We start from the raw sequence: 23,743 nt of genomic DNA, 5'->3' as shown, positions 1-23,743 counted from the left end.
AGCGTTCCTTTTGAACTCCTCAAGATCAATTTAGGGTTCTTATTTGAAACATAATCTTCTTTTTCTTTCCGGCAAAGCTGGTATACTGAAACCTGGAGGAGGTGTTTCCATGACAGCAAACAATGAACAGCCGCATATCCGCATCCTTGCGATTGCGCCTTATGAAGGAATGAATACGGCACTGCAGCACGCCACAGAGGCCTATCCGCAGGCCGACTTCGATATTTTCACTGCCGATCTCGATGCGGCACTCGCAATCTTAGAGGCCCATGACATGAGTATCTATGACTGCATCATTTCCCGCGGCGGGACGGCGGAGCTGCTTCGAAACAAGACCTCGCTTCCGGTCGTGGAGATTCCGATTTCCATCTATGACATACTCCGCACCATCAAACTCGCGGAAAATTACACCAAGCGCTATGCGATTGTCGGCTTTCAGAGCATCACCGAACCCGCACACACGCTCTCCGCACTCCTCGGACTGGAACTTGATATCTTCACGATTGCCGGTGCCGAAGAGGTTCCTGCCGCCCTCAAAAAACTGCAGCAGGACGGCTACCACATGGTAGTCTGCGATATGATAGCGCATACGACCGCAAGACAGCTCGGTCTGGACGCTTTCCTGATTACCTCGGGAACCGAGAGCATTCATACGGCGATTGATCAGGCGCTCACCTTGAGTGCCTGGTTTGTGCGCCTCCGCAGAGAGAATACGCTTTTAAAGAGCGTGACCGAGGGCCAGGGCGCCCTTGTCGCCGTGCTCTCTGCGGATGCCTCTCTCTTCTACAGCAGCGCAACCGAATTTCCGGAGACCCTTCTGCAAAAACTGCGCGCAGTACAGCGTGAAGTACCGCGGAACGGCACGCTCCGGTTTTATCACAGCGACCGGGGAGAGTTCTTCCACATTACCGCAAAACAGGTGTTTCTGGATCGCGCGGAGCGCACTCTCTTCTACTGTATGCCCTCCCGCATTCCGTTGCACCGGCGTAATACCGGCATACGAACCTTCAGCAAGGGGGAGTGTGAATTTTTGTTCTCCAACAGTTTTTATAGTCTGAGCGGTGCCATGGGATCGCTCGGCACGGAAATCAAGGCTTTGGCACGCCTGCAACAGCCCCTGCTGATCCTCGGTGAGCGCGGCACGGGCAAAGAGCAGATTGCGCGCTATCTTTACCTGCACAGTCTGCTCGCCAACAATCCGCTCGTCGTCGTGGACTGCGCCGAAGCATCGGACAAGAGCTGGGATTTCCTCCTGGATCACTACAACTCACCGCTCTGCGACAGCGGCAACACGGTCTATTTCCAGAATCTTGAGCGGATTCCGGAAGCACGGGGGCGCGCATTGCTCTCCGCCATCAAGGACACAGGCCTTTCGCGCCGGGTGCGCCTGCTTTTTTCGGCTGCCGTCGCGGACAATGCGCCGGTCAGCGAGATGACGCGGCTCTTCAGCGAGCGCCTCGGCTGTATGAGCTTGAGACTTCCCTCGCTCCGAAATCGCGCCGATGAGATTCCCTCGCTTGCAAGTCTCTACCTGAACAACCTGAATCTGGAGCTCGGCAAACAGATTTCCGCCTTTGAGCCGCGCGCGCTGGAGCTGCTCCGCAGCTATTCCTGGCCGAATAACTACACGCAGTTCAAGAACCTGCTCCGTTCTCTCGCCGCACTCTCCGACAGCGCCTATATCCGAAGCAGCACTGTCTTGGACCTCTTGCAGCGCGAGCGCCTGCTCCGCACGGCGGACCCGGTGGTAAAGCAAGCCGAGCAACCGTCCGCGCCGAAAACACTTGACCAGCGCATTCTGGAAATTATCCGGGAAACCGTGGCCTCCCACGGCGGCAACCGCGCCGCGGCAGCCAGAGAACTTGGCATCAGCCGGACAACGCTGTGGCGGTATCTGAATCAAGGGGAACAGGAATAAAAAGCGCGCAAAAAAACAAGGTCTGCCAGAAAGGGCAAACCTTGTTTTTGATTGTGTATCGTTTTCTGACCGCAAGCCTCAGAGCTCATCAAAATTCACGAGCTGTACACCCTCCTCCGCCGCAGCTTCCGGAGAAACAGCTGTCGAAGGCTCTTCTGGCTCTATGGTCGGCTCTATAGCCTGCTCTGCGTCCGTCTGCTGCGCCGCAAGGCTCTCGGCGCGCATCCGGAGGGAAGCCTCCTGCATCTCCTGATAGAGCGCCTCATAGCGCTTTGTGACACGCCGCCGGAAGCGCTGTTCATAGTTCTTTTCAAAGCGCCGGAAGAAAGCGAGTGCCAGGAGTGACAGAAAGCTCACAAAGGCGCCGAGCTTCAGCCCCTCCGGGAAATATCGGAAATGAATGTGATGCTGTCCGCTCGGGACGCGGAACGCGAGAAAGGCATCCATGGCCTTCTCGGTCTTGACCGGCTTCCTGTCCACATAGACTGTCCAGCCCTTGTCATAGGGGATGCTCGTAAAGAGCAGGGACGGGCCTTCTGCCTCGACCTCTGCGTTGATTGTGTTGTCCGTATAGCTGTCTATCTGCATCCCGTGCTTCAGCATGGCCTGTCGGAGTTCTTTCAGTGCGTCGAAATCAAAGCGGTACACGACGACCGAGGGCTCGGGCTTATCGTCGGAAATCTCCGAAAAGTTCAGAATTTCGCCTGCCTTCCGGTAGCCGAGTTCCATCAGATAGCGGCGTTTCAAATTGTCGAAGGTCTTGTCTTTGTCATCCGACGAGAACTTGATCTTATTTGCCTTCGCATTGGTCGCAAAGGCAAAGTAAAGGCCGTCCTGCTCCACGGTCATGCTCTCCTGACTGCCGTTCGGCTTGGTGTCGTACGCAATCAGCACGGGAGGCGTATTGAACAGGTTGCAAAGATCGTTCTGCACATCGGCGGGATTTTCAAAGGTGCGGCTCCAGCTGTCCGTGAAGTCGTGCTCTGCCACAAAGCCGAGCGGTAGCGTGTCAGGATTTTTGACAAGCACGGTTGAGCCGGAGCGCCCTGCCTCTTCCTGGCTCTCATCGTACCTTTCGTCCGAGACAAAGCCGTACCCGACATCCAGCAGCGCATCGACGAGCGGTGTGGATCCGGTGATCGAATAGGCGTTGACCGAAGCCTCGCAGCCGACCGAGCGCAGGAAGTCCGTGAGCGACTTATCGGCGGTCGAGCTAAAGAGCGAGACTGAGTGGAAGTTCAAGAAAGCGCCGTCGTCCTTACTCTTCCGCTCGTACTTTTTGAAGCGCACAAACGGCGTCTCGGGAACCGATTTTTTTAGCAGCCGAATATCCGCATTGTCCGCGGTGTATTCGGTGCGGCTCGTCGTCGGTATGCTCGTATAGGCGAGATTCAGGGTCGACTCCAGCGTGACCAGGATGAGCAGCATGCAGAAATAGAGCTCTCTCGCAAACTGTCCCGTCGCATAGGAGCGGAATATAAGCCCGTAGAGCGCCGCGAGCAGAAACGCGAGATAAAAGACCCAGAAATGGAAATGCTCTTCCGTGACCAGCTTTTCGGCAAACAGAATAAAGAGCACCACTGCCGCAAAGCTCAGGAAAATTTCGCGCGGCGAAAAGCGCGGAAAGCGCTCCAGAGCCTGAAACGAGAGATAAAGCACGAGGAAACAGAAGATAAAACTCTGTCTCGCCGGGAGCGAATTCGGGTAGTGGAAGCCGTGCCAGATGTAGTTCAGCACATTGACCGAGAAACTCGCAAAGAAAAAGAGCAGAAACAGTGCATAGCCCACGCGCTGTTTGATCGGCACTTCGCGGCTCGAGAAGTACAGGAGCAAAAGCTGCAACGTGAAAATACCGCAGTAAACGTTCGGCCAGTGGTCAAGGCCGATCTCGCACTCCACGAACGGGAGCTGGCGCGCCATCATGTCGACAATCGAGAAGTAACTCTCAAAGGTCTTCGGGAAGTTCATCTCACCCGAAGCCGTTAAGCGCAGCGCGAAAATCTCCGGCAGGAGCACTACTGCCGCAAGTCCCGCCGCGATCAGTGAGGCGATTGCAAAGCGAAGCGCCGCCTTTCCGGTCTCTGCCAAACCGAGTTCCGCCGTGATTGCCTGAAAGACCGCATAAAAAACCAGGAACAGGCAGATCATGATGGAGATATAGTAGTTCGAGAGAATGCTCAGGCCGAGGCAGAGGATGTACTTCATGGAGCTCTCGCCCCGCACCATTTCCTCCGTGCCGAGCAGAATCAGCGGAAACAGCACGATGCAGTCGAGCCACATGACATTCCAGGAATAGGCTGCCATATAGGCCGAAAAGGCATAGAGAATGCCGAAAATCGGCGCAAAGAGTCCGTCCCGGCTGCTGTGACGCAGCAGATAGTAGGTCATGCTGACCGAGGAGAGCGCTGTCTTTACGACAATCAGAAGCGTCACGAACTCAATCACATAGCGCTTCGGAAACAGCACCACGAACCAGTTTAAGGGGCTCGCGAGATAGTAGGCGTAAATCGCCGTGAAGTTTACCCCGAGGCCGATGTCCCAGCTGTACAGGAGGCTGCCGCCGTGCTGTAACTTGTACTGGAATTCGGAGAAAAAGGGCGCGTACTGGTGGTAGAGGTCGGTGCGGAGAAAACTTTCCTCGCCGAACGGGAAAATGCCGCGCTGCACAAACAGGCAGAGCAGCGCAAAAAGCGGCACAAAAAAGGAAAGGAGTAAAATCCTCCTACGAGAACGTCTCTGTTTCATCGTCATCGGCCGTTTTAACTCCTTCCCAAAACGTTACGGATTCTTACCGGGCTGTGCACCCTCCGAAGTCAGCATGGTGCCGTCTTCCAGAATCATATAGCCGTAATAGCCCTCTGTGCGGTTGAGCAGCGCCATACCGGCCTCCTGCCCCAGCGAAAAAACCGTCGTCGAGAGCGCATCGCACTCCGCCGAACTCGGCCCCACTATGGTCACGGACGTGATGCCGTTCTGATAGGGGTAGCCTGTACGCGGATTCAAGATATGGTGATAGTGGACGCCGTCAATGTCGAAATAGCGCTCATAGACGCCCGAGGATACGACGGAGAGCCCGTCGATATTCAGAATTTTGACGACATCGTTCGAGTGCTCTTCCGGTTTCCGGATGGCAATCTGGAAGGGCTTTCCCTTCGCCTTTTCGCCGATGCAGAGCACATTGCCGCCGAGGTTGATGATGGCGCTCTTGACGCCCTTCTCGACTAGAAAATCCTTCAGGCGGTCGGCAATATATCCCTTTGCCGTGGAACCCGAGTCAATCTGCGTGACATCATCGCCGAAGTCGATCACATCTCCCTCGATGTGCACGCGCCGATAGTCGACTTTTGCGAGCGCCGCCTGAATCTCTGCCTCGGAAGGCAGCTTGGGCTCGCCGCCCGAAAAGTTCCAGAGCGAACTCAGCGGAAGTACCGTCACATCAAAGGCGCCGTCGGAGAGCTCACTGTAGCGGAGTCCGAGCTTTACCATGTCGAGCATCGCAGGGCTCGCCTTCCAGGTTGTGACGCCGCTGCCGCGGTGGTTCATGCGGTACAGCTCGCTGTCGGTCTTCGTCGGCGAAAACACTTCCTCGTAGTGCTCGAGCAGCTGAAAGGCCTCATCGAGCACAGTCTCGTCCTGCTTGTCGTAGAGCGAGACCGCAATCACGGTGTCAAAGAGAAAGCCGCTGCGCTCCAGCGGCTTTCGGTTCATTCGCTCTGCCTGCAGGCGCCAAAGAATTCCGATTAGCAGCACTGCGATCAGGCACAGCGCCGCGAGGGATTTCTTTTTCACGGAACCCCCTGTCAGTTCGTCTGGTTATTGTTCCTGAGAATGACATCGTGGCTGCCGCCCTCGACAATCGAGGTCGAGGAGACAACGGTCAGTCTCGCCTTCTCCTGCAGCTCTTCGATGGAAAGCGCGCCGCAGTTGCACATGGTCGAGCGCACTTTGTAGAGTGTCGTCTGCACGCCCTCCGCGAGTGTGCCCGCATAGGGGACATAGCTGTCCACGCCCTCTTCGAACGAGAGCTTCTGTGCGCCGCCGAGGTCGTAGCGCTGCCAGTTCCGCGCGCGGTTCGAACCCTCGCCCCAGTACTCCTTGACATAGTTGCCGTTGATACGGAGCTTTGCGGTCGGGCTCTCGTCAAAGCGCGCAAAATAGCGACCCAGCATCACGAAATCGGCGCCCATCGCAAGCGCCAGCGTGATGTGGTAGTCGTGGACAATGCCGCCGTCCGAGCAAATCGGCACATAGATGCCAGTCTGCTTGAAGTAGTCATCTCTCGCCTTTGCGACTTCGATGACTGCCGTCGCCTGACCTCTGCCGATGCCCTTGGTCTCGCGGGTGATGCAGATGGAGCCGCCGCCGATGCCGATCTTCACGAAATCGGCGCCTGCCTTCGCGAGGAAGAGGAAGCCCTCGCGATCCACAACATTGCCCGCGCCGACCTTGACGCGGTCGCCGTAGTTTGCGCGAATCCAGGAGATGGTTCTCTCCTGCCACTCGGAATACCCCTCGGAGGAATCGATGCAGAGCACATCGACACCCGCCTCGACCAGAGCCGGGACGCGAGTCTCATAGTCGCGCGTATTGATGCCTGCGCCGACCACATAGGACTTGTTCTCGTCGAGAAGCTCGTTCACATTCTCCTTGTGGCTGTCGTAGTCCTTGCGGAACACCATGTACTGGAGTCTGCCCTCGTCGTCGACAAGCGGCAGGGAGTTAATCTTGTTGTCCCAGATAATGTCATTGCAGTCGTGGAGATTTGTGCTCGCCGGCGCCGTGATGAGGCGCTCGAGCGGTGTCATGAACTCCTTAACGCTGAGATCCATCGGCATACGGGACAGGCGGTAGTCGCGACTCGCGACAATGCCAAGCAGCTTGCCGTGCGCCGTGCCGTCATCCGTGATGGCGACCGTCGAGTGGCCGGTCTCATTCTTCAGCTCGAGCACATCCGCCAGGGTTGCGGTCGGCGGCAGGTTCGAATCCGAAGTCACAAAGCCCTTCTTGTACTGCTTGACGCGGCGCACCATATCCGCCTCATCCTCGACACTCTGGGAGCCGTAGATGAAGGAGACGCCGCCCTGCTTTGCGAGCGCAATCGCGAGCTTATCGCCGGAGACCGACTGCATGATGGCGGAGACCATCGGGATATTCATCTCAATCGGGCACTGCTCCTCGCCCTTCCGGAAACGCACCAGCGGCGTTTTCAGACTCACAGCAGTCGGGACACACTGTGCGGAGCTGTATCCCGGAACCAGAAGGTACTCTCCGAATGTTCTCGACGGTTCCTCAAAATAGTATGCCATCTCTTTACTCCTTTCAGGCTCTCAGCTCAGACTTGCCGCCCATGTAGGGACGAAGTGCTTCGGGAATGCGGACCGATCCGTCCGCCTGCAGATTATTCTCGAGGAACGCAATCAGCATACGCGGCGGTGCGACGCAGGTGTTATTCAAAGTGTGGGCGAGGTACTTCTTGCCGTCCGCGCCCTTCACGCGGATGCGGAGACGGCGCGCCTGCGCATCGCCGAGGTTCGAGCAGCTGCCCACCTCGAAATACTTCTTCTGGCGCGGGCTCCAGGCCTCCACGTCACAGCTCTTGACCTTGAGATCCGCAAGATCGCCGGAGCAGCACTCGAGCGTTCTGACCGGAATATCGAGGCTGCGGAAGAAATCCACGGTGTTCTGCCAGAGCTTGTTATACCAGTCCATCGACTCTTCCGGCTTGCAGATGACAATCATCTCCTGCTTCTCGAACTGGTGAATGCGATACACACCGCGCTCTTCGATGCCGTGTGCGCCCTTCTCCTTGCGGAAACAGGGGGAATAGGAAGTCAGCGTGTAGGGGAGCTTTGCCTCGTCGTTCACGCTGTCAATAAAGCGGCCGATCATCGAGTGCTCGCTCGTGCCGATCAGGTAGAGATCCTCGCCCTCGATTTTATACATCATCGCGTCCATCTCGGGGAAGCTCATCACGCCGGTCACGACATCGGAGTGGATCATGTAGGGTGGAATCACATAGGTGAAGCCGCGATCGATCATAAAGTCGCGCGCGTAACTCAGCACCGCCGAGTGCAGTCTCGCAATGTCGCCGAGCAGGTAGTAGAAGCCGTTGCCCGCGACTTTGCCGGCCGCCTCTAAGTCAATGCCGTGCAGGCGCTCCATAATATCCGTGTGGTAGGGAATCTCAAAGTCCGGCACCACCGGCTCGCCGTAGCGCTGAATTTCGACATTGCAGGAATCGTCCTTGCCGATCGGAACCGACGGATCCATGATCTGCGGGATGGTCAGCATAATCTCCCGGATTCTGGCCGTGATTTCCGCCTCTCTCGGCTCGAGTGCCGCGAGGCGCTCGTTAATCTTTGCGACTTCTTCTTTCGCCTTCTCGGCCTCGTCCTTCTTGCCCTGTCCCATCAGAGCGCCGATGCTCTTTGAGATTTTATTCCGGTCGCTGCGAAGCTGATCGGCCTCCGCCTGCGTCTTGCGGCTCTCCTCATCGAGCGCAATGACTTCGTCCACCAGCGGGAGCTTCTGCTCCTGAAACTTCTTCCGAATATTCTCCTTCACCGCCTCCGGGTTTTCCCGCAGAAACCGAATATCAATCATGCCTACTCCTCCTAAGCGCTTGTCCGCCCGCAAAAAAAGATTTAACCGATTATACACCGAAAATGAAAACAAGACAAGCCGGGGCACAGCCCCGCTTGTCTCTGCCTCTCAGTGAAACAAAATACCCAACAGTCCGTAAGAGACAATTGCCATAATAAAGGTCGCAAGCAATACGCCGAGCGAAATTGCGAGCATCGCTTTTTTAAAGTCCATCTCCATTAAACTGGCGACCAGTGCGCCTGTCCAACCGCCGGTTCCGGGCAGCGGTATTCCTACAAAGAGCAAAAGCCCCCAGAACTCGCCGCGCTTTAAACCTGCCGACTTATTTTTGGCGCGCTTTTCGAGCCACTCGACAAAGGGACGCGTCACCGAAAAGCGGCGCATAAAATTCAAAATGTGACGCATAAAAAGCAGCACGAACGGAATCGGGAGTATGTTCCCGACAATGACCAGCGGTATTGCCTTTAGCAGGTTTACCTTGAGGATAGACGCCAGCAATAATCCGCCTCTGCATTCCAGTATGGGCAAAAGGGAAACGATAAAGGTGACTGCCTCCGCCGATATTCTGCTTCCTACGGTTGTCGCAAACCAGTTTACGACCTGATCCATTTTGACTCCTCTCTGTCACAACTCTCAATCAGGAGGAGTCCCGCCACCGGGTCTCCCGAAAGTTCCAGTTCCGCACTGTCGGCGCTGATTTCATTGCTCACGGTCAATGTCGGCGCTGTCTCATCGCTCAGCGAAAAGTCGGTGAGCGGATAGCGCACGCCTCTCAGACTCTTGATTTCCACGGTTCCGCCGATCGGGAAAAAGCCGAGATACTTTCCCCACTGCCTGTCCCGCCGAAGCGAAAAATGCCGCTCGGTTGCCAAAACGCAGCGGATGCGGTTCTGCTCATCCAGCAAATACAGCGACACACCTCTTTTTTTGTAAGCATAGCAGAGACGCATGTTGGCGAGGCTGTGATCTGCCCTGCCGCCGAGTGCGCCGAGCACATAAATCTCCGCACAACCTTTTTCCGCAAGCGCGCCGATTGCGAGCGCAAGATCGGAGTCGTCCTTGACCGGATTATGGCGCTGCACTTCTATGTCCGGGCAGTCGAGATAACGCGCGAGAATCTCTGCCTCAACCGTATCGAAATCCCCGACCAGAAGTGCCGGCCGTAAGCCGAGCATATCAAAGGTTCTGAGGCCGCCGTCGGCTGCCGCAAACATAATCGGATTTTCGATTTCCCGCAGCGCGCTTATGACCCGCTCCGCGAAATATTTGTCCACATGACCGCTCGCAATTAACAGCGCCCGTTTCATGCCTTTTCTTTTGCCTCCGCCTGTCGGAACGCATCCCTGAAAAAGGCGACATTTTCCGCGATATTTCCGCCGAAAACGGCCGATCCCGCGACAATGTCATCCGCTCCCGCAGCGAGCACTTCCGCAAGTGTTTTCCGGTTCACGCCGCCGTCCACCTGAATCGAGAGTTCCGGATGTTTTTGATCTGCGAGCGCCCGCAGTCTGCGAATCTTATCCGTGCAGTAGGGAATGTAACTCTGCCCGCCGAAGCCCGGATTCACCGACATAATAAGGACCATGTCAAGTTCCGGCAGAATGTCCTCGACCGCGACGAGCGATGTGGCCGGATTCAAAGCGACCGCCGCCTTCTTGCCGCAGGCCTTGATGTGCTGCACCGTGCGATCCAGATGCCGACAGGCCTCGGCGTGCACCGTAATGCCGTCCGCGCCCGCTTCGACAAAGGCGTCGATATAGCGGTCCGGTTCCGTCACCATGAGGTGCGCATCCAGATAGAGATCCGTTCTCTTTCGAATGGATTTAAGAACCGGCATGCCGAAGGAAATGCTCGGCACGAAATCGCCGTCCATAATGTCGCAGTGCAGGGCGCGAACCCCCAGAGACTTGAGAAGGTCAATCTGACTGCCGAGTTCCGTAAAATCCGCCGACAAGAGGGACGGTGCCAAACGATATGTCTTCAATATTTTCTCCTCTCTGCGCTCTCTTCCGCCATCTTCCGATAGCTCTCATAGCGGCTCGCCGCAATCTCGCCGCGGGCAACCGCTGCCTTGACGGCGCAGTCCGGTTCCGCCCCGTGGTTACAGCCGGTAAAGCGGCACTGTCCCTCCAAAGCCCGGATTTCCGGAAACGCCTGTTTGAATGCCTCCGTATCGCCCCATACCTCGACTGCCGTAAAGCCCGGCGTGTCGAGCAGATAGCTGTTCTCGCCGAGGCAAAAGAGCTCGGTGTGGCGCGTGGTCTGCTTGCCGCGCAAATTCTTGCGGCTCAGCTCTCCTGTCTCCATGTTCGCCGCGGGACAAAGTAAATTCGTGAGAGTCGACTTTCCGACCCCGGAGGGCCCGGCGAGCACCGTGGTCTTGCCAGCAAGATAGGCGCGCAGCGCTTCGAGGCCGCTGCCGTTTTCGGCGCTCACCGAAAAGACAGGATACCCCGCCGTTTCGTAGCGACTTCGGTAGTCCGCGAGTTCGCCTCTGTCCAGATCTTCTTTGGTGAACAGAATCGCCGCCGGTATTTCCTGCAGTTCCATTGTGACCAGATACTGGTCAAGCAGATAGAACTGCGGGTCGGGTGTCCGCACCGCCATCACGACCAGCGCCTGATCCACATTGCTGACAGCCGGGCGAATCAGGCGGTTTTTCCGCGGCAACAGAGTTACGATATTTGCCTCAGACTCGCTGGTCTGTGCCGCCTCGACTTCCGCGAGATCGCCGACCAGCGGCTTTTCGCCCCGTTTCCGGAAAAGGCCCCGCGCCTTGCAGGTCAAGACCTCACCGCCACAGTCCACGAGATAAAATCCGGCAATGCCTTTGATGATTTTTCCCCGCATGGCTTATTGTACCTTGAAGAACTGCACATCAAAGCTCTGCAGCACCTGGCCGTTATCCGTCCGCACAATCTCCACATAGCCCGTGTCCACGCCGTAGGCGCCCTCAATGGTACGGAAGCGGAGCGGCAGAATCGCATCGCCCCGAATGGTGCGCGGCTCCATGAGCGTCCGGTATACGGTCTGACCGTTCACATCCTGGCGAAGACGCACCATGACCGTGATGCTGGTTGCGCCGGAATCCGGTCCGATCAGATTCGAGAGCGTAAAGTTCGTGTCAATCGAGGCGACATAGCGGGACGCGGCCTCGCTCGCCTGCGTGGACTCGACCGCGGTGACTTTCGGCCCCTCGCTTAGCACAAGGTCCACACTCTTGCCTTTTTCGATTTCCGTCCCGTTGCTCACGCTCTGGCGTATCACCTGTCCCTGCGGCACGGTGTCCGAGTGCTCTTTGGTCACGGTACCGAGCGTCAGGCCGACTTCGGTGAGCGCCTGTTTTGCGCTGTCTTCCGTGTTGTAGGTAAGATCCGGCATCTTGACCTTCTCCGGTTCCTTGCCGAGGGAAAGTACCAGCGTGACGGTATCGCCCTTTTTCACTTTCTCGGGGCTCAGGCGAACCACTTTGCCCTTTTCAATCGTGTCGGAGTATTCGCTCTTTTCTTCGACGGAAAAGCCCTTCTCTGTGAGCGTCTTCTTTGCGCTCTCCTCCTCCGTGCCGACCAGATTCAGTTCCGAGAGCTCGGTTTCCGCGGTGCCGAGGCTAAGCGTCACATAGACCTTGCTGTATTTCTGTGCCACGGTGCCGGCCTTCGGCTCCTGCTCCATCACGACATCTTTTTCAAACTGATCCGAATTCTTCCGGAGCTGAATGACCAGTGTCAGGTCGTCCGCGCGGAGTTTCTCCTCGGCCTCGTCGCTACTCAGCGCAATCAGGTACGGCACATAGGTCTGCTTCTCGCTGAGCGCGGAGCTCGATTCGGTCTCGGCGCTCTCGCTCTCCGCGACTGTCGGCTCTTTCCTTAGCATGCCGGAGAGTATGAGTCCGGCTGCAATCCCGCCGCCGAGTAAGAGCACCAGAAGTACAAAGCCAACGCCCTTAATCAGCTTATTGAGGCGGCGATCGGTCGGCGATGTTTCCTCGTCCTCGGTTTCTTCCTCGCCTTCTGCAGTCTCTTCGCGCGCGCCGTCGGCCTGTGACGCGCGCTCTGTGACATCCGCCGTGTGAAACAGGATGGTGTCACCGCCCGTTCCGTGCGTCTCCTGCACGCGGGGTAATATGTCACCGCTGTTCCTGGACGCTGCCTCCAGGTCCTGAATCAGCTCGGCCGCACTCTGGTAGCGCGCTGCCGGGCGTTTCTCGAGACTCTTTAAAATAATATAGTTGAGTTCTTCCGAGATCTCCGGATTCAGCGAGCGCGGCGACACCGGCTTCTGATTGATTTGCGCGAGCAGCACGGTGACCGCCTCTTCGCCGTCAAAGGGCACACGCCCCGTGACCATCTCATAGAGGCAGATGCCGAGCGAGTAGAGGTCGCTGCGCGCATCGGTCGGCTTTCCCTGCGCGTGTTCCGGCGAAATATAGTGCACGGAACCCATGGATTCCTGCGAGAGTGTCTCGGTCGAGGCCGCGCGGGCAATGCCGAAGTCCGCGAGCTTCACCTTGCCGTCGCTCGAAATAATCATGTTCTGCGGCTTTACATCGCGGTGCACAATGCCCTGCCGGTGCACTTCGCCGAGACCGTTTGCAACCTGAATCGCAATGCCGATGGCCTCCTGCTGTTCGAGCTTGCCCTTCTGGCGAATGTACTCCTTCAGCGTGATGCCGTCCACAAATTCCATGACGATGTAGTAGACGCCGTCCGTGTGCTCGACCTCGTAGACATTGACGAGATTCGGATGATTGACCTTGGCGGCTGCCAGCGCTTCCTGCGTAAAGCGGCGAATAAAATCCTCGTTGCCGTTATATTCCTGCTTCAGGACTTTTATGGCGACTGTGCGCTGCAATTTGTGACAGAAGGCGCGGTACACTTCCGCCATGCCGCCGGTGCCGATTATGGCTTGAATCTCATAGCGATCTTGCAAATAGGAACCTAATCTCAAAATCATTGCGCACCCGCCTCCTCTCTAAGGTCAACCAGAACTACAGAGATATTGTCCCGCCCGCCTTTCATATTTGCCGCCTGAATCAGCTTTTCGGCCTTTTCTTTCAGCGTGATTGTCTCACTGAGTATTTCCCGGATTTCCGCATCCTCGAGCATATTGGTGAGTCCGTCCGTGCAGAGTAAGAGCAGGGCGAGATTCTCGACCGGAAGTTCAAACAAATCCATCTGCACCTCCGCGCTGACACCGATGGCCCGCGTGATGATATTTTTGGACTTCTTGTATGCCTCGCTGCCGCGCTGCATTTTCCCCGCGCTCACCATCTCTTCGACATAGGAGTGATCCCGTGTGACCTGGCGGAAGCTGCCGTCCGTAAAACCGGCATAGCAGCGACTGTCACCGATGTTCAGAACTGTTGCGCTCTGCTCTTCCAGAAACGCAGCGACTAGCGTGGAGCCCATGCCCTCAAGCTCCGCATGACGCTTGGCCTCCGTAAAGAGACTCTCATTCGCGAGCAAGACCGCATCCCGAAGCGCCGGGAGCGGTAACTTGCCCTCGCTCTCCCGCACGGCGGAAACCACACGCGCGGTCAGTGTCTGGGAACAATAATCGCCCGCGCGGTGCCCGCCCATTCCGTCTGCCACGATATAAAGGTTCGGCAATGCTCCCACAGGATGATTTTCCGCAAACACAGTATCCTGGTTGGAATTCCGAACCCTTCCCCTGTCTGTCAGTGCGACTGCATTCATCTGCTACTCCTCTTTGGTATCTCCCTGTTCTCTCTTATCCCGGTACCGGCGTCTCAGCTGACCGCAGGCGCCGTCGATATCTCTCCCCATTTCTTTTCGAATTGTGACATTGATGCCGTTCTTTTCGAGTGTATCGCGGAAGTAGTGTACCGCCGCGAGACTCGGTTCTTTGAGACTGCGCTCCACAACCGGATTGACCGGAATCAGATTCACATGGCCCTTCCGGTGCCGCAAAAGCGCAATCAGCTTGGCGGCCTCCGCGGGCGTATCGTTGACCCCCGCAACCAGACTGTACTCAAAACTGACGCGCCGCCCGGTCTTTTCGAAATAATATGCACAGGCATCCAGCACATCGCAAAGCGCATAGCGATTCGCAATCGGCATGAGGCGCTGTCTCGTCGCATCGTCCGCTGCGTGCAGGGACAGCGCAAGCGTCACCTGCAGCTTTTCGTCGGCAAAACGCCGTATCTCCGGCACCAGACCGCAGGTCGATACCGTGATGTTTCGCTGGGAAATGTTTAAGCCGTCCTTGTCGCTTAAGAGCCTAATAAAACGAACCACATTGTCGTAATTATCCATCGGCTCGCCGCTTCCCATCACGACAACATTCGAGACGCGCTCCCCGATTTTTCGCTCGATCGCATAGACCTGTGCCAGCATTTCCCCGGCGGTCAGATTCCGCGCGAGGCCGTCCACGGTCGATGCGCAGAAGCGGCAGCCCATGCGACAGCCCACCTGGGAGCTGATGCAGACCGAGTTGCCGTAGTTGTAGCGCATCAAAACGCTCTCAATCATATTGCCGTCCGGCAGCGAGAAGAGATACTTCTCCGTGCCGTCGCTCTTTGAGACCTGCACGACCTCCTGCACCAACCCGGGCAGTCTCGCATGTTCTTTTAAGGTTTCGCGAAGACTTTTCGGGAGATTGCTCATCTCCTCAAACTGCTGTGCTTTTTTCTGATGCAGCCAGGAAAAAAGCTGCTTTGCGCGAAAGCCCGGCTCTCCGAGCTCTTTGAGATACGCGCCGAGTTCGCTTTGACTCAGCGAACAGAGATCCAGTTCCGTTGCCATCTCATTCCGCCTTTCGAAATACGGAGATAAAAAAGCCGTCGGCGGGCAGACGGGACGGCAAAATCTTGACCGCACCCGCAGGGCAGAGAAGTGCCTCCGAGCCATTGAGCGACAGCGCCGCAGCGACATCAACCGGCGTGAAGTCGTGAAACTTTGCCGCAATCCACGCCGCATTCGCCTCATCTTCCTCTTCTGTCAGTGTGCAGGTCGAGTAGAGCAGCCGCCCGCCCGGACGGACATAGCGGACTGCGTTCTCTAAAAAGCGCCGCTGTAAGTCACGGAGCGAAATAATATCCTCTTCGCAGAGCCTCAGCTTGATGTCCGGCTTTCTCGACAGGACGCCGAGTCCCGAGCAGGGCAGGTCCGCAATGACAAGGTCAAAGGCTTCCTCCCAGTCCGGACGGAACACGCCCGCATCCGACTGTAGCGGCCGCACACAGCCGGAAAAACCTGTGCGCGCCACATTCTCTCTCATGCGCTCCACCTTTTGCGGGGAGAGGTCCGCACTGACTATGCTGCCCTCGCCCCGCATGCAATCCGCTGCCGCGAGGCTCTTGCCGCCCGGCGCGGCGCAGAGATCTAGCACTCTCTCACCGGGCTTCGGCTGCGCCGCCTGTACCGCGAGCGAAGAGCTCAAATCCTGCACAAAAAACATCCCCTCCGCGAGCTGCTGCCGGATGGGCTCTGTGAGTCCCTCTTCCGCGATAAAACTATCCGGCGCGTACGGAGACTGCGTGAGCCCTTCCGTCGCGGCGGCAGGTTCTCCCGCCGCGATGAACCCGGTTCGGTTCAGGCGCAGTGTGAGCGGTGCCGGTTCCAGAAAGCGCGCCGCGATTTTTTCACTCTCTTCTCTGCCGAACTGCGCTGTGAAGCGCTCTGCAAGCCACGGCGGCAAGGCATAGCGGAGGGCAAAGTCCTGACTCCCGTCGAGTTCCGCCCTGATTTCATCCCGCTCGCGCACAAAGCGCCGCACCATCGCGTTGACAAAGCCTTTCAGGCCGAAAAGCCCCCGGCGCTCTGTCAGCTTCACAGCCTCATTGACCACGGCGTGCGCCGGAATCCGGCTGAGATATAAAAGCTGGTAGAGCGACAGGCGCAGAATGCAGCGGATCACCGGCTTCAGTTTCCGGAACGGCGTCTTAGAGCGCGCCGCAATCAGCCGGTCGAGCTGCGGCAGGTATTCGACGCTGCCGTGCACGAGGCGCTCGGTGAGAGCTCTCTCTTCCTCCGGCATCCAGGCGAATTTATCCCGCGCGGCCGCAAGCACAACATGCGAGAACTGCCCCTCCTCTGTGATGAGGAGCAGGCAGTCCAAGGCAATACTTCTCGCGTTCGGCGCAGTCATTTGCGCCTTCTTCCGCCGAACAGAATCCAGAGCCGGAGAAGCTGTAAGAGCGAGGACGCAGCGCCCGCCACATAGGTCAGCGCAGCGGCAAACAGGACAGATCTCGCCTGCTCCTCCTCCTTGGGCGGCAGAATATGTAATTCACGGAGCTGAATCAACGCTCTGTGGCTCGCATTAAACTCCACCGGCAGTGTGACCAGCTGAAACAGCACGGCAAGGCAGAACGCAAGCAAGCCGAGATTCAAAAGCTGCGGTCCCAGAAAATTTCTGCCGTTGCTGAGCATAAGGCCGATGATGATAATCGGCATGGCAAGCTGAGAACCGAGGTTTGCGAGCGGCACCAGGGCGTGCCGGAAGCGGAGCGGGAAATAGCTCTTGTCATCCTGAATCGCATGGCCGCACTCGTGTGCCGCGACGCCGAGCGCGGCAATGCTCCGGGAGTCGTAGATGACTTCCGAGAGATTCACGGTCTTTTTTGCCGGGTCATAGTGGTCGGTCAGCTGTCCGCCGATTGCCTGCACCGTGACATCGTAGATGCCGTTCGCCCGGAGAATCTGCTCCGCGACTTCCCGCCCCGTGAGTCCGGTGCTGCTCTGCACTTTTGCATAGCGGGCAAAGGTGCTCTTTAAAAAGGCCTGGGCTCCGAGCGTCAGTCCCACACCTAAGAGTACCAGAAGGTAAGTCCAATCCAATCCGTAGTAGCCGTACATGATACCCTCCTCTCTGTCTTATCCCTTGTTCTCTGCGTTCCGACTGCGCTGTAAGCGGTCTCCCGGCTGCACCTTGGCGCCGCGGAGCCAGTCGGCCGCCGCCATTGCTTTTTTGCCCTCCGGCTGCAGCACGGTGATGCAGAGCGCGCCTGCGCCGGTCTGCACAAAAATACCGCGCGAATCCGCCGCAAGTATTTCGCCCGGCACCTTACCGGAAGCCTCTCCGCCCTCCGTTGCCTGTTTGATTTTCAGGAGCTTTCCGTGCAGATAGGTAAAAGTACCGGGCCACGGGTCGAGTCCGCGAATCAGGCGAAGCAGACTCGCAGCATCCCGGGTAAAGTCGAGATTTCCCATCTCTTTCCGCAGCATTTTGGCATACGCGGTTGTCGTCTCACCCTGCTTTTCGGGGACGATGCTGCCCGCCTCGAGGCCCCTGACGGTGTCGAGAATTGCCTCCGCGCCGAGTTTCTCAAGCTTCGCAAACAAGCTCCCACCGGTCTCGTCCGGACCGATAGGCAGCGGATACCGGCGAAGAATGTCGCCGGTATCCAGTCCTTCGTCCATTTGCATGGTCGTAATGCCGCTCTCCTTCTGTCCGTCGATAACGGCCCACTGAATCGGCGCCGCTCCCCGGTAAGCGGGAAGCAGAGACGCGTGAATGTTCACGCAGCCGTAGCGCGGCAGTTCGAGAATTTCTTTCGGCAAAATCTGACCGAATGCGGTCACGACAAAGAGCTCCGCCTTCTGCGCACGGAGCAACCCGATAAAATCCGCATTTCGCGCTCTCTCCGGCTGCGCGACCGGTATTCCGAGGCGAAGCGCGGCTTCCTTGACCGGCGGAAACTGTAATGCGTGTCCTCTGCCCCGTGGCTTGTCCGGCTGGGTCACAACGAGCACAATCTCGTGTCCCGCCTCATGCAGCGCGACAAGCGGTGCGACCGCAAAATCCGGCGTTCCGAAATAGACAATTCTCATTCCCGCTCCTCTGCCGCCTCTTCTTCCTGCATCGCCTCGAGTTCCTCATTCGTATAGAGCTCTTCGGCGACTTCCGTATAGAGATGTCCGTCCAGATGATCGATCTCATGGCAGAGTGCCCGCGCGAGTAACTCTTCACCCTCGACGGTGACAGGCTGCATCTCCTCATTCAGTGCTTTGACAATGACGTGCATCGGCCGCGTCACAATGCCTGTCTTGCCCGGAACGCTGAGGCAGCCTTCATAGCCGGTCTGCTCACCGTCCCGCTCCGTTATCTCGGGATTAATCAGCACATGGAGTTCGCCCTCCTCGCACTCAATGACGACGAGCCGCTTCAGGATGCCGACCTGCGGCGCCGCAAGCCCCACGCCGTTTGCCGCCCGCATGGTTTCCACCATGTCGGCAATCAGCGTCTTTAGATGCGGGGTCATGCTCTGAATCTCCTTGGCCCGCTGATTTAAAATAGGATCACCGATCTCTCTGATTGTACGAAGTGCCACTTGTTCTCCTCTCCGTCAGACAAACTCGTAGAGAAGCGAAATACCTCCCGGAATCTGTGCCCGGAACGCCTCCTCTGCCGCTGTCTTGATTTGTATCAGTATATCATAGCACGCATGCTTCATGTAAATCATCTTCCGGAAATAGTCCTGCACGCGGTACACGCCCGCGTTGACCGGTCCGATGCACTGCGGTGCCTCCGCAGCAAGCGCGGTCGCTATTTTGAGACAGTCCGCAAAGAGCGCCGCCGCCCGTGTGAGCGCAGTCTCGTCTTTTGCGGCGAGCTGTATGGTCAGCATGTGTAAAACCGGCGGATACCCGGCTGCGCGCCGGTAGGCGAGCTCCGCCGCCGCAAAGCGCTCGTAGTCCTGCGCCGCCGCACTCTGAATCGCATAGTGTTCCGGGCGATAGGTCTGAATGACAAACTCTCCCCGTTTGTTTGCGCGCCCCGCGCGCCCCGCAGCCTGTGTCAAGAGCTGGAAGCAGCGCTCCGCGCTCGTATAGCGATTTGCGTAGAGCTCGGTATCCGCCGCCATTACACCGACCAGCGTCACATTCGGGAAATCGTGCCCTTTCACAATCATCTGGGTGCCGATCAGGATGTCGGCTTTGCCCGCCCGGAATTTTTCCAGGATGCTCTGTCCGCCGTCTTTGCCCCGCACCGCATCCGCATCCAGCCGCAAGATGCGCGCCGCCGGGAACATGCGTCCGGTCTGCTCGACCAGCTGCTGCGTGCCCATGCCGAAGCCGGCGAGATACGGAGAGCCGCAGCTCGGGCAGCGCTCCGGTTTCACGGTCCGGTATCCGCAATAGTGACAGCGGAGGCTGCCGTCTTCGTGAAGGGTCAATGTCACATCGCAGTGCGGGCAGCGGAGCGCCTCGCCGCAGCTCCGACAGGACAAAAAGCGCGCATAACCGCGTCGGTTCATAAAAAGCATAACCTGCTCGCCGCGCGAAAGCCGCACCATGATTTTTTCGCTGAGCGCCCGGCTAAAAACCGAGCGGTTGCCCTCCCGCAGCTCGTCGCGAAGATCCACCACGGTCGCCTCCGCCGGGACAGCGCCGGAAACCGCGCGCTTTGTGAGGCGAAGCAACCGATACTCGCCCTGCGTCGCGCGCTGCCAGCTCTCGACCGAAGGTGTTGCGGAGCCGAGAATCAGCTGCGCCCCCGCGAGTTCGGCCCGCTTTGCCGCGACCTCCCGCGCGTCATAGCGCGGCACGGCATCGTTCCGATAGGCGCCGTCGTGCTCTTCGTCGATGATGATGAGTCCGAGATTCGGAAACGGCGCAAAGAGCGCCGAACGCGGTCCCACCATGACAGTGGCTTCACCGCGCGCCGCGCGGTGAAACTGGCGATAGCGCTCGCCCTTCGAGAGCTTGGAGTGGATGATTGCGACTTCCTCGCCGAAACGCTCTTCCAGATAGCGCACGGTCTGGAAGGTCAGGTTGATCTCCGGCAGCAGTAAAATGGCCTGTTTTCCCAGACGGCGCTGTTCTTCGATACAGCGCATGTATACTTCCGTTTTCCCGCTGCCGGTCACGCCGAAGAGCAGGTAGCTGCCGCCCGCTTTCTCTGTCTCCGCGCGCCGGAGTTCCGAGAGAACAGCCTGCTGTTCAGCCGTGAGTTCGCGCGACAGCAAAGCGTCTTTTGCCTCGCCGCGCCCCGTCGCTCCGGTCTTCCGCGGCCGCGCCTTCACGGCCTCCTTGACCGGCAGCACGGTTTTCAGCGCCTGGTTTAACATACAGCCGTAGTGCTCGTGCATCCAGACCGCAAGGGTCAGAAGTCTCTCTTCCACGCCGACCTTTTTTTCGGCAATCCCAAGAATTTCGCGGAGTTGAAATCCGGTCGGCGCTTCTTTCCGAAGCGCGAGCACATAGCCGAGTTTTGCTTCCTTCGCATTGCCGAAGGGCACTTGCACCGCAGTCCCCGGTGTGAGTTTTCCGCACAAATCCTCGGGAATCATATACGTAAACGGGCGGTCCACGCTCTCATGGCTGATGTTCAGAATAACATCCGCATAGCGCTCGCTCAATGCGCTTCCTGCCCTCCCTGTCCCGAAAAATAATCCGCGAGTTCCGAAAACCGCATGCTGTTCGAGGCCTTGAATAAAAGGGCATCCCCCGGCTTCACTGTCTCTTTCAGTGCCGCAAAGAGCGACTCCCGATCCGAAAAGCAGCGAAGTTCGGGGCGATAGTCCGCGCCGCAGCGTTCCCGGCACGCTGCGGCAAGTTCCGCCGCGAGGTCACCGAGTGTATACAGGCATTCCGCTCCTTTCGCGGCTGCGAGCTCCGCGCCGATTTCCCGGTGTAGCTCTTTCTCCGCTTCGCCGAGCTCCTTCATATCGCCGAGCACCGCAATGCGACGGCGATTCTTCATCTCGTGGAGAATCGAGAGCGCCGCCCGCATCGAAGCCGGGCTGGCGTTATAGCTGTCATCGATCACCAGCACGCCGTCGCGCTCAAAAATCTGCTGACGGTGACGATATCCCTTGAATTTCTCGAGTTCCGCGGCCGCTCCCGCAAGCGGCACGCCGTACGCTTCCGCGACACCGAGCGCCGCGAGAGCGTTCAACACCTGATGCTCGCCCGGCACACCGAGTTTCACGGCGACGCGCTTACCGCGTATGTTAGCCGTAAATTCGGCACAGCCGTTGACCAAGCCGACATTCTCCGCGCGACAGTCCGCGCCTTCCGCGAGGCCGTAGGTGCGCGCCGTAATTCCGTCCCGGACCTGACCCGAGAGCAGCATCGCATCGTCCGCATTCCGAAACAGCAGTGCATCTTTTTGCATGCCGTCCTGTATTTTTAATTTCTCATCCCGTATATTTTCCCGGCTCCCGAGTTCCATGAGGTGCGCCGTGCCGATGTTGGTGACGACGGCCGCCGCCGGACGCACGAGTTCGCTGATGATGTGCATCTCGCCCGGGCGGCTGATGCCCATCTCAATCACACCGATTTCTTCGTCTTCGATGTCGAGCAGCGTGAGCGGTACGCCGATCTGCGAATTGTGATTCGCCTTGGTCTTAAACACCCGGTACTTTGCCGAGAGCGCGGCCGCAATCATCTCGCGGGTTGTGGTCTTGCCCACACTGCCGGTCACGCCGATCAATGGCAGCGAGAGGCGGCTTCTCAGCCAGCCCGCAAGCGCCTGCAGAGCGATCAGCGTATCGGCCACGCGGATCACCGCAGTCCCTGCCTCCGCCGCAGCCTCGTGCTGTGCCTCTGTCAAAGCCTCTGCGGTGAAGACCGCCTTTGCACCTGCCGCAATCACCGGCTCCAGAAAGCGGTGTGCATCCACCTTCTCGCCGACGAGCGGCACGAAGAGCGTGCCTTCCTTCACATCCCGCGAATCAATGCTGATGTAAGAAATCTTTTCTTCTTCCCGGCCGCACAGCAACTCGCCGCCGGTCGCCTCTCTGATTTCATCTATACGCAGCGCGCGCATCTCACTCTCCCATCTCGCGGAGCGCATCTTCCGCCACTTCCCGGTCCAGGAAGTGCGTGCGCACACCGCAAATCTCTTGGTAGTCCTCGTGTCCCTTGCCGATAATCGCAATCATATCGCCGGGTTCCGCCTTCTGCACCGCATAGTAGATGGCTTCCCGTCTGTCCGGAATCTCAATGAATGCGCCGCCGGTCTTCTCGATGCTCTCGCGAATGTCGGCGAGAATATCCTCGACTTTTTCATAGCGGGAGTTGTCCGCCGTGATAATCGAGAGATCTGCCTTTTTGCCGCCGATCTCTCCCATCGAAGTCCGGCGCTCCTTGGCGCGGTTGCCGCCGCAGCCGAACACGACGACAAGGCGCTTCGGATGGTACTCGCGCAGGGCGTCGAGCAGAGCCTCCATGCTGACCGCATTGTGCGCATAGTCCACCAGAACCGTGTAGGGATGCAGTTTGACAATCTCCATGCGGCCGTTCACGCGTATGTTTTTTAATCCGGTCCGGAGCACTTGATCCTTCACCCCCGAAAGTACCGCGACCGAGAGCGCCGCGAGTGCGTTTTCCGCGTTGAAACGCCCCGGCATACCGACCTTGACATCCGCGACTACTCGTCCCGCCCCCGCAAAATCGAAGCTCATACCGACAAAATCGGGGTCTGCCGTATGGGAGAGGCTTCGAAGCGTAAAGTCCGCCGGATTCTTTTCGCCGAAACGATACAGCTTCTCACAAGTCGCCATCTTCTCAATGTAGAGCGAGTGCACATCGTCCGCATTGATCAGTCCCGTCTTGCACTGCAAAAAGAGTTGTGACTTCCAGAACAGGTATTCCTCAAAGCTCTTGTGCTCGTTCGGACCGATGTGATCCGGCGCAATATTCATAAAAACACCGTAGTCGAACAGAATGCTGCCTGTGCGATGCAACATAAGCCCCTGACTCGAGACCTCCATGACCACAGCTTTGCAGCCCGCATCCGCCATTTTCCGGAAGCTCTCCTGAATCTCATAGGACTCCGGTGTCGTGTTCTTGGTCGCGATATGTTCTTTGCCGACGGTGATGCCGTTGGTGCCGATGAGTCCGGTCGGAATGCCGCCCGCCTCGAGGAGCGCGCGTATCATATGGGTGGTCGTCGTCTTGCCCTTGGTGCCGGTCACGCCGATCGTAAGGAGTTTCCGCGCCGGGAAACCGAAGTAGGCCGCCGAGAGCGCCGCCAGGGACGCCCGCGCATTGTCCGCGCGGTACACGGTAAGCCCCTCCGGCAGCGTTTCGACTTCGCGGTCAATGACTACCGCCGCAACGCCCTTGCCCGGAAGCGCGGGGAGCAGCTCGTGAGAGTCAAAATTGGCGCCCTTCATGCAGACAAACAGGCAGCCCGGACTGATTTTCCGCGAATCATACACCAGTGCCCCGAGTTCCACGCCCATATCACCCTGCAGGAGCTCTCCCTTGAGCTCCGACATCGCAAGTTTCAGTAATTTCATATATCTTT

19 protein-coding genes are annotated in these 23,743 nt (G+C 58.0%); 1 reads left to right on the top strand and 18 read right to left on the bottom strand.

What is annotated here, in order from left to right:
* Positions 1-109: 109 nt before the first annotated feature.
* Positions 110-1,918, top strand: a complete 1,809-nt coding sequence (locus HMPREF9623_RS00860) for a sigma-54-dependent transcriptional regulator (RefSeq protein WP_009531997.1) — start codon at positions 110-112, stop codon at positions 1,916-1,918.
* A 78-nt stretch (positions 1,919-1,996) separates the two neighbouring features.
* On the opposite strand, the gene HMPREF9623_RS00855 is transcribed toward HMPREF9623_RS00860, so the two are convergent.
* The 18 genes from HMPREF9623_RS00855 to HMPREF9623_RS00770 form a co-directional block, all read right to left on the bottom strand.
* A complete protein-coding gene (locus HMPREF9623_RS00855) occupies positions 1,997-4,669 on the bottom strand; it encodes a YfhO family protein (RefSeq protein ID WP_009531996.1) in 2,673 nt (890 codons plus the stop codon).
* 27 nt (positions 4,670-4,696) lie between these two features.
* Positions 4,697-5,707 carry an FAD:protein FMN transferase gene (locus HMPREF9623_RS00850; protein ID WP_009531995.1) on the bottom strand — a complete coding sequence of 337 codons (1,011 nt, stop codon included), beginning with the start codon at positions 5,705-5,707 and terminating at the stop codon, positions 4,697-4,699.
* A gap of 11 nt (positions 5,708-5,718) precedes the next feature.
* Entirely contained in the window at positions 5,719-7,224 is a 1,506-nt protein-coding gene (locus tag HMPREF9623_RS00845; RefSeq protein ID WP_009531994.1) for an IMP dehydrogenase, read from the bottom strand.
* Positions 7,225-7,237: 13 nt separating this feature from the next.
* On the bottom strand, positions 7,238-8,521 hold the full coding sequence (serS, locus tag HMPREF9623_RS00840; protein ID WP_009531993.1) for a serine--tRNA ligase: 1,284 nt from the start codon (positions 8,519-8,521) through the stop codon (positions 7,238-7,240).
* Between the two features lie 108 nt (positions 8,522-8,629).
* The gene (locus HMPREF9623_RS00835; protein ID WP_009531992.1) at positions 8,630-9,130 is read right to left on the bottom strand and encodes a COG2426 family protein; all 501 of its coding nucleotides are present in this window, start codon (positions 9,128-9,130) and stop codon (positions 8,630-8,632) included.
* Complete coding sequence (locus HMPREF9623_RS00830) at positions 9,115-9,828, bottom strand: thiamine diphosphokinase (RefSeq protein WP_009531991.1); 714 nt, start codon at positions 9,826-9,828, stop codon at positions 9,115-9,117. The genes HMPREF9623_RS00835 and HMPREF9623_RS00830 overlap by 16 nt, the downstream gene beginning before the upstream one ends.
* Positions 9,825-10,505: a ribulose-phosphate 3-epimerase gene (gene rpe / locus HMPREF9623_RS00825; RefSeq protein ID WP_009531990.1), complete on the bottom strand. Its 681-nt coding sequence runs from the start codon at positions 10,503-10,505 to the stop codon at positions 9,825-9,827. Before rpe ends, HMPREF9623_RS00830 begins: the two co-directional genes overlap by 4 nt.
* A complete protein-coding gene (rsgA, locus tag HMPREF9623_RS00820) occupies positions 10,502-11,371 on the bottom strand; it encodes a ribosome small subunit-dependent GTPase A (RefSeq protein ID WP_009531989.1) in 870 nt (289 codons plus the stop codon). Before rsgA ends, rpe begins: the two co-directional genes overlap by 4 nt.
* Positions 11,372-11,374: 3 nt before the next feature.
* Positions 11,375-13,474, bottom strand: coding sequence for a Stk1 family PASTA domain-containing Ser/Thr kinase (pknB, locus tag HMPREF9623_RS00815; RefSeq protein WP_009531988.1), 2,100 nt, complete (start codon positions 13,472-13,474; stop codon positions 11,375-11,377).
* The gene (locus tag HMPREF9623_RS00810) at positions 13,471-14,217 is read right to left on the bottom strand and encodes a Stp1/IreP family PP2C-type Ser/Thr phosphatase (RefSeq protein ID WP_009531987.1); all 747 of its coding nucleotides are present in this window, start codon (positions 14,215-14,217) and stop codon (positions 13,471-13,473) included. The genes pknB and HMPREF9623_RS00810 overlap by 4 nt, the downstream gene beginning before the upstream one ends.
* A gap of 3 nt (positions 14,218-14,220) precedes the next feature.
* On the bottom strand, positions 14,221-15,285 hold the full coding sequence (rlmN, locus tag HMPREF9623_RS00805; protein WP_009531986.1) for a 23S rRNA (adenine(2503)-C(2))-methyltransferase RlmN: 1,065 nt from the start codon (positions 15,283-15,285) through the stop codon (positions 14,221-14,223).
* Position 15,286: 1 nt separating this feature from the next.
* Positions 15,287-16,630 carry a 16S rRNA (cytosine(967)-C(5))-methyltransferase RsmB gene (rsmB, locus tag HMPREF9623_RS00800; RefSeq protein ID WP_009531985.1) on the bottom strand — a complete coding sequence of 448 codons (1,344 nt, stop codon included), beginning with the start codon at positions 16,628-16,630 and terminating at the stop codon, positions 15,287-15,289.
* Complete coding sequence (locus tag HMPREF9623_RS00795; RefSeq protein WP_009531984.1) at positions 16,627-17,340, bottom strand: zinc metallopeptidase; 714 nt, start codon at positions 17,338-17,340, stop codon at positions 16,627-16,629. Before HMPREF9623_RS00795 ends, rsmB begins: the two co-directional genes overlap by 4 nt.
* 18 nt (positions 17,341-17,358) lie before the next feature.
* Complete coding sequence (fmt, locus tag HMPREF9623_RS00790; RefSeq protein WP_009531983.1) at positions 17,359-18,315, bottom strand: methionyl-tRNA formyltransferase; 957 nt, start codon at positions 18,313-18,315, stop codon at positions 17,359-17,361.
* On the bottom strand, positions 18,312-18,815 hold the full coding sequence (gene def, locus HMPREF9623_RS00785; protein WP_040799145.1) for a peptide deformylase: 504 nt from the start codon (positions 18,813-18,815) through the stop codon (positions 18,312-18,314). The genes fmt and def overlap by 4 nt, the downstream gene beginning before the upstream one ends.
* A gap of 15 nt (positions 18,816-18,830) precedes the next feature.
* The gene (gene priA / locus HMPREF9623_RS00780) at positions 18,831-20,846 is read right to left on the bottom strand and encodes a replication restart helicase PriA (RefSeq protein ID WP_009531981.1); all 2,016 of its coding nucleotides are present in this window, start codon (positions 20,844-20,846) and stop codon (positions 18,831-18,833) included.
* The gene (locus HMPREF9623_RS00775; protein WP_242822146.1) at positions 20,843-22,285 is read right to left on the bottom strand and encodes a UDP-N-acetylmuramoyl-tripeptide--D-alanyl-D-alanine ligase; all 1,443 of its coding nucleotides are present in this window, start codon (positions 22,283-22,285) and stop codon (positions 20,843-20,845) included. Before HMPREF9623_RS00775 ends, priA begins: the two co-directional genes overlap by 4 nt.
* Positions 22,260-23,735 (bottom strand): UDP-N-acetylmuramoyl-L-alanyl-D-glutamate--2,6-diaminopimelate ligase, encoded by a 1,476-nt coding sequence (locus HMPREF9623_RS00770; RefSeq protein WP_009531979.1) that lies wholly within the window; start codon positions 23,733-23,735, stop codon positions 22,260-22,262. Before HMPREF9623_RS00770 ends, HMPREF9623_RS00775 begins: the two co-directional genes overlap by 26 nt.
* Positions 23,736-23,743: the final 8 nt, after the last annotated feature.

Origin of the sequence: Stomatobaculum longum (assembly GCA_000242235.1) — a bacterium.
Classification (GTDB): domain Bacteria; phylum Bacillota; class Clostridia; order Lachnospirales; family Lachnospiraceae; genus Moryella; species Moryella longum.
The sequence above is the reverse complement of the archived record's forward strand: the minus strand, read 5'-3'. Positions and strand labels throughout refer to the sequence as shown.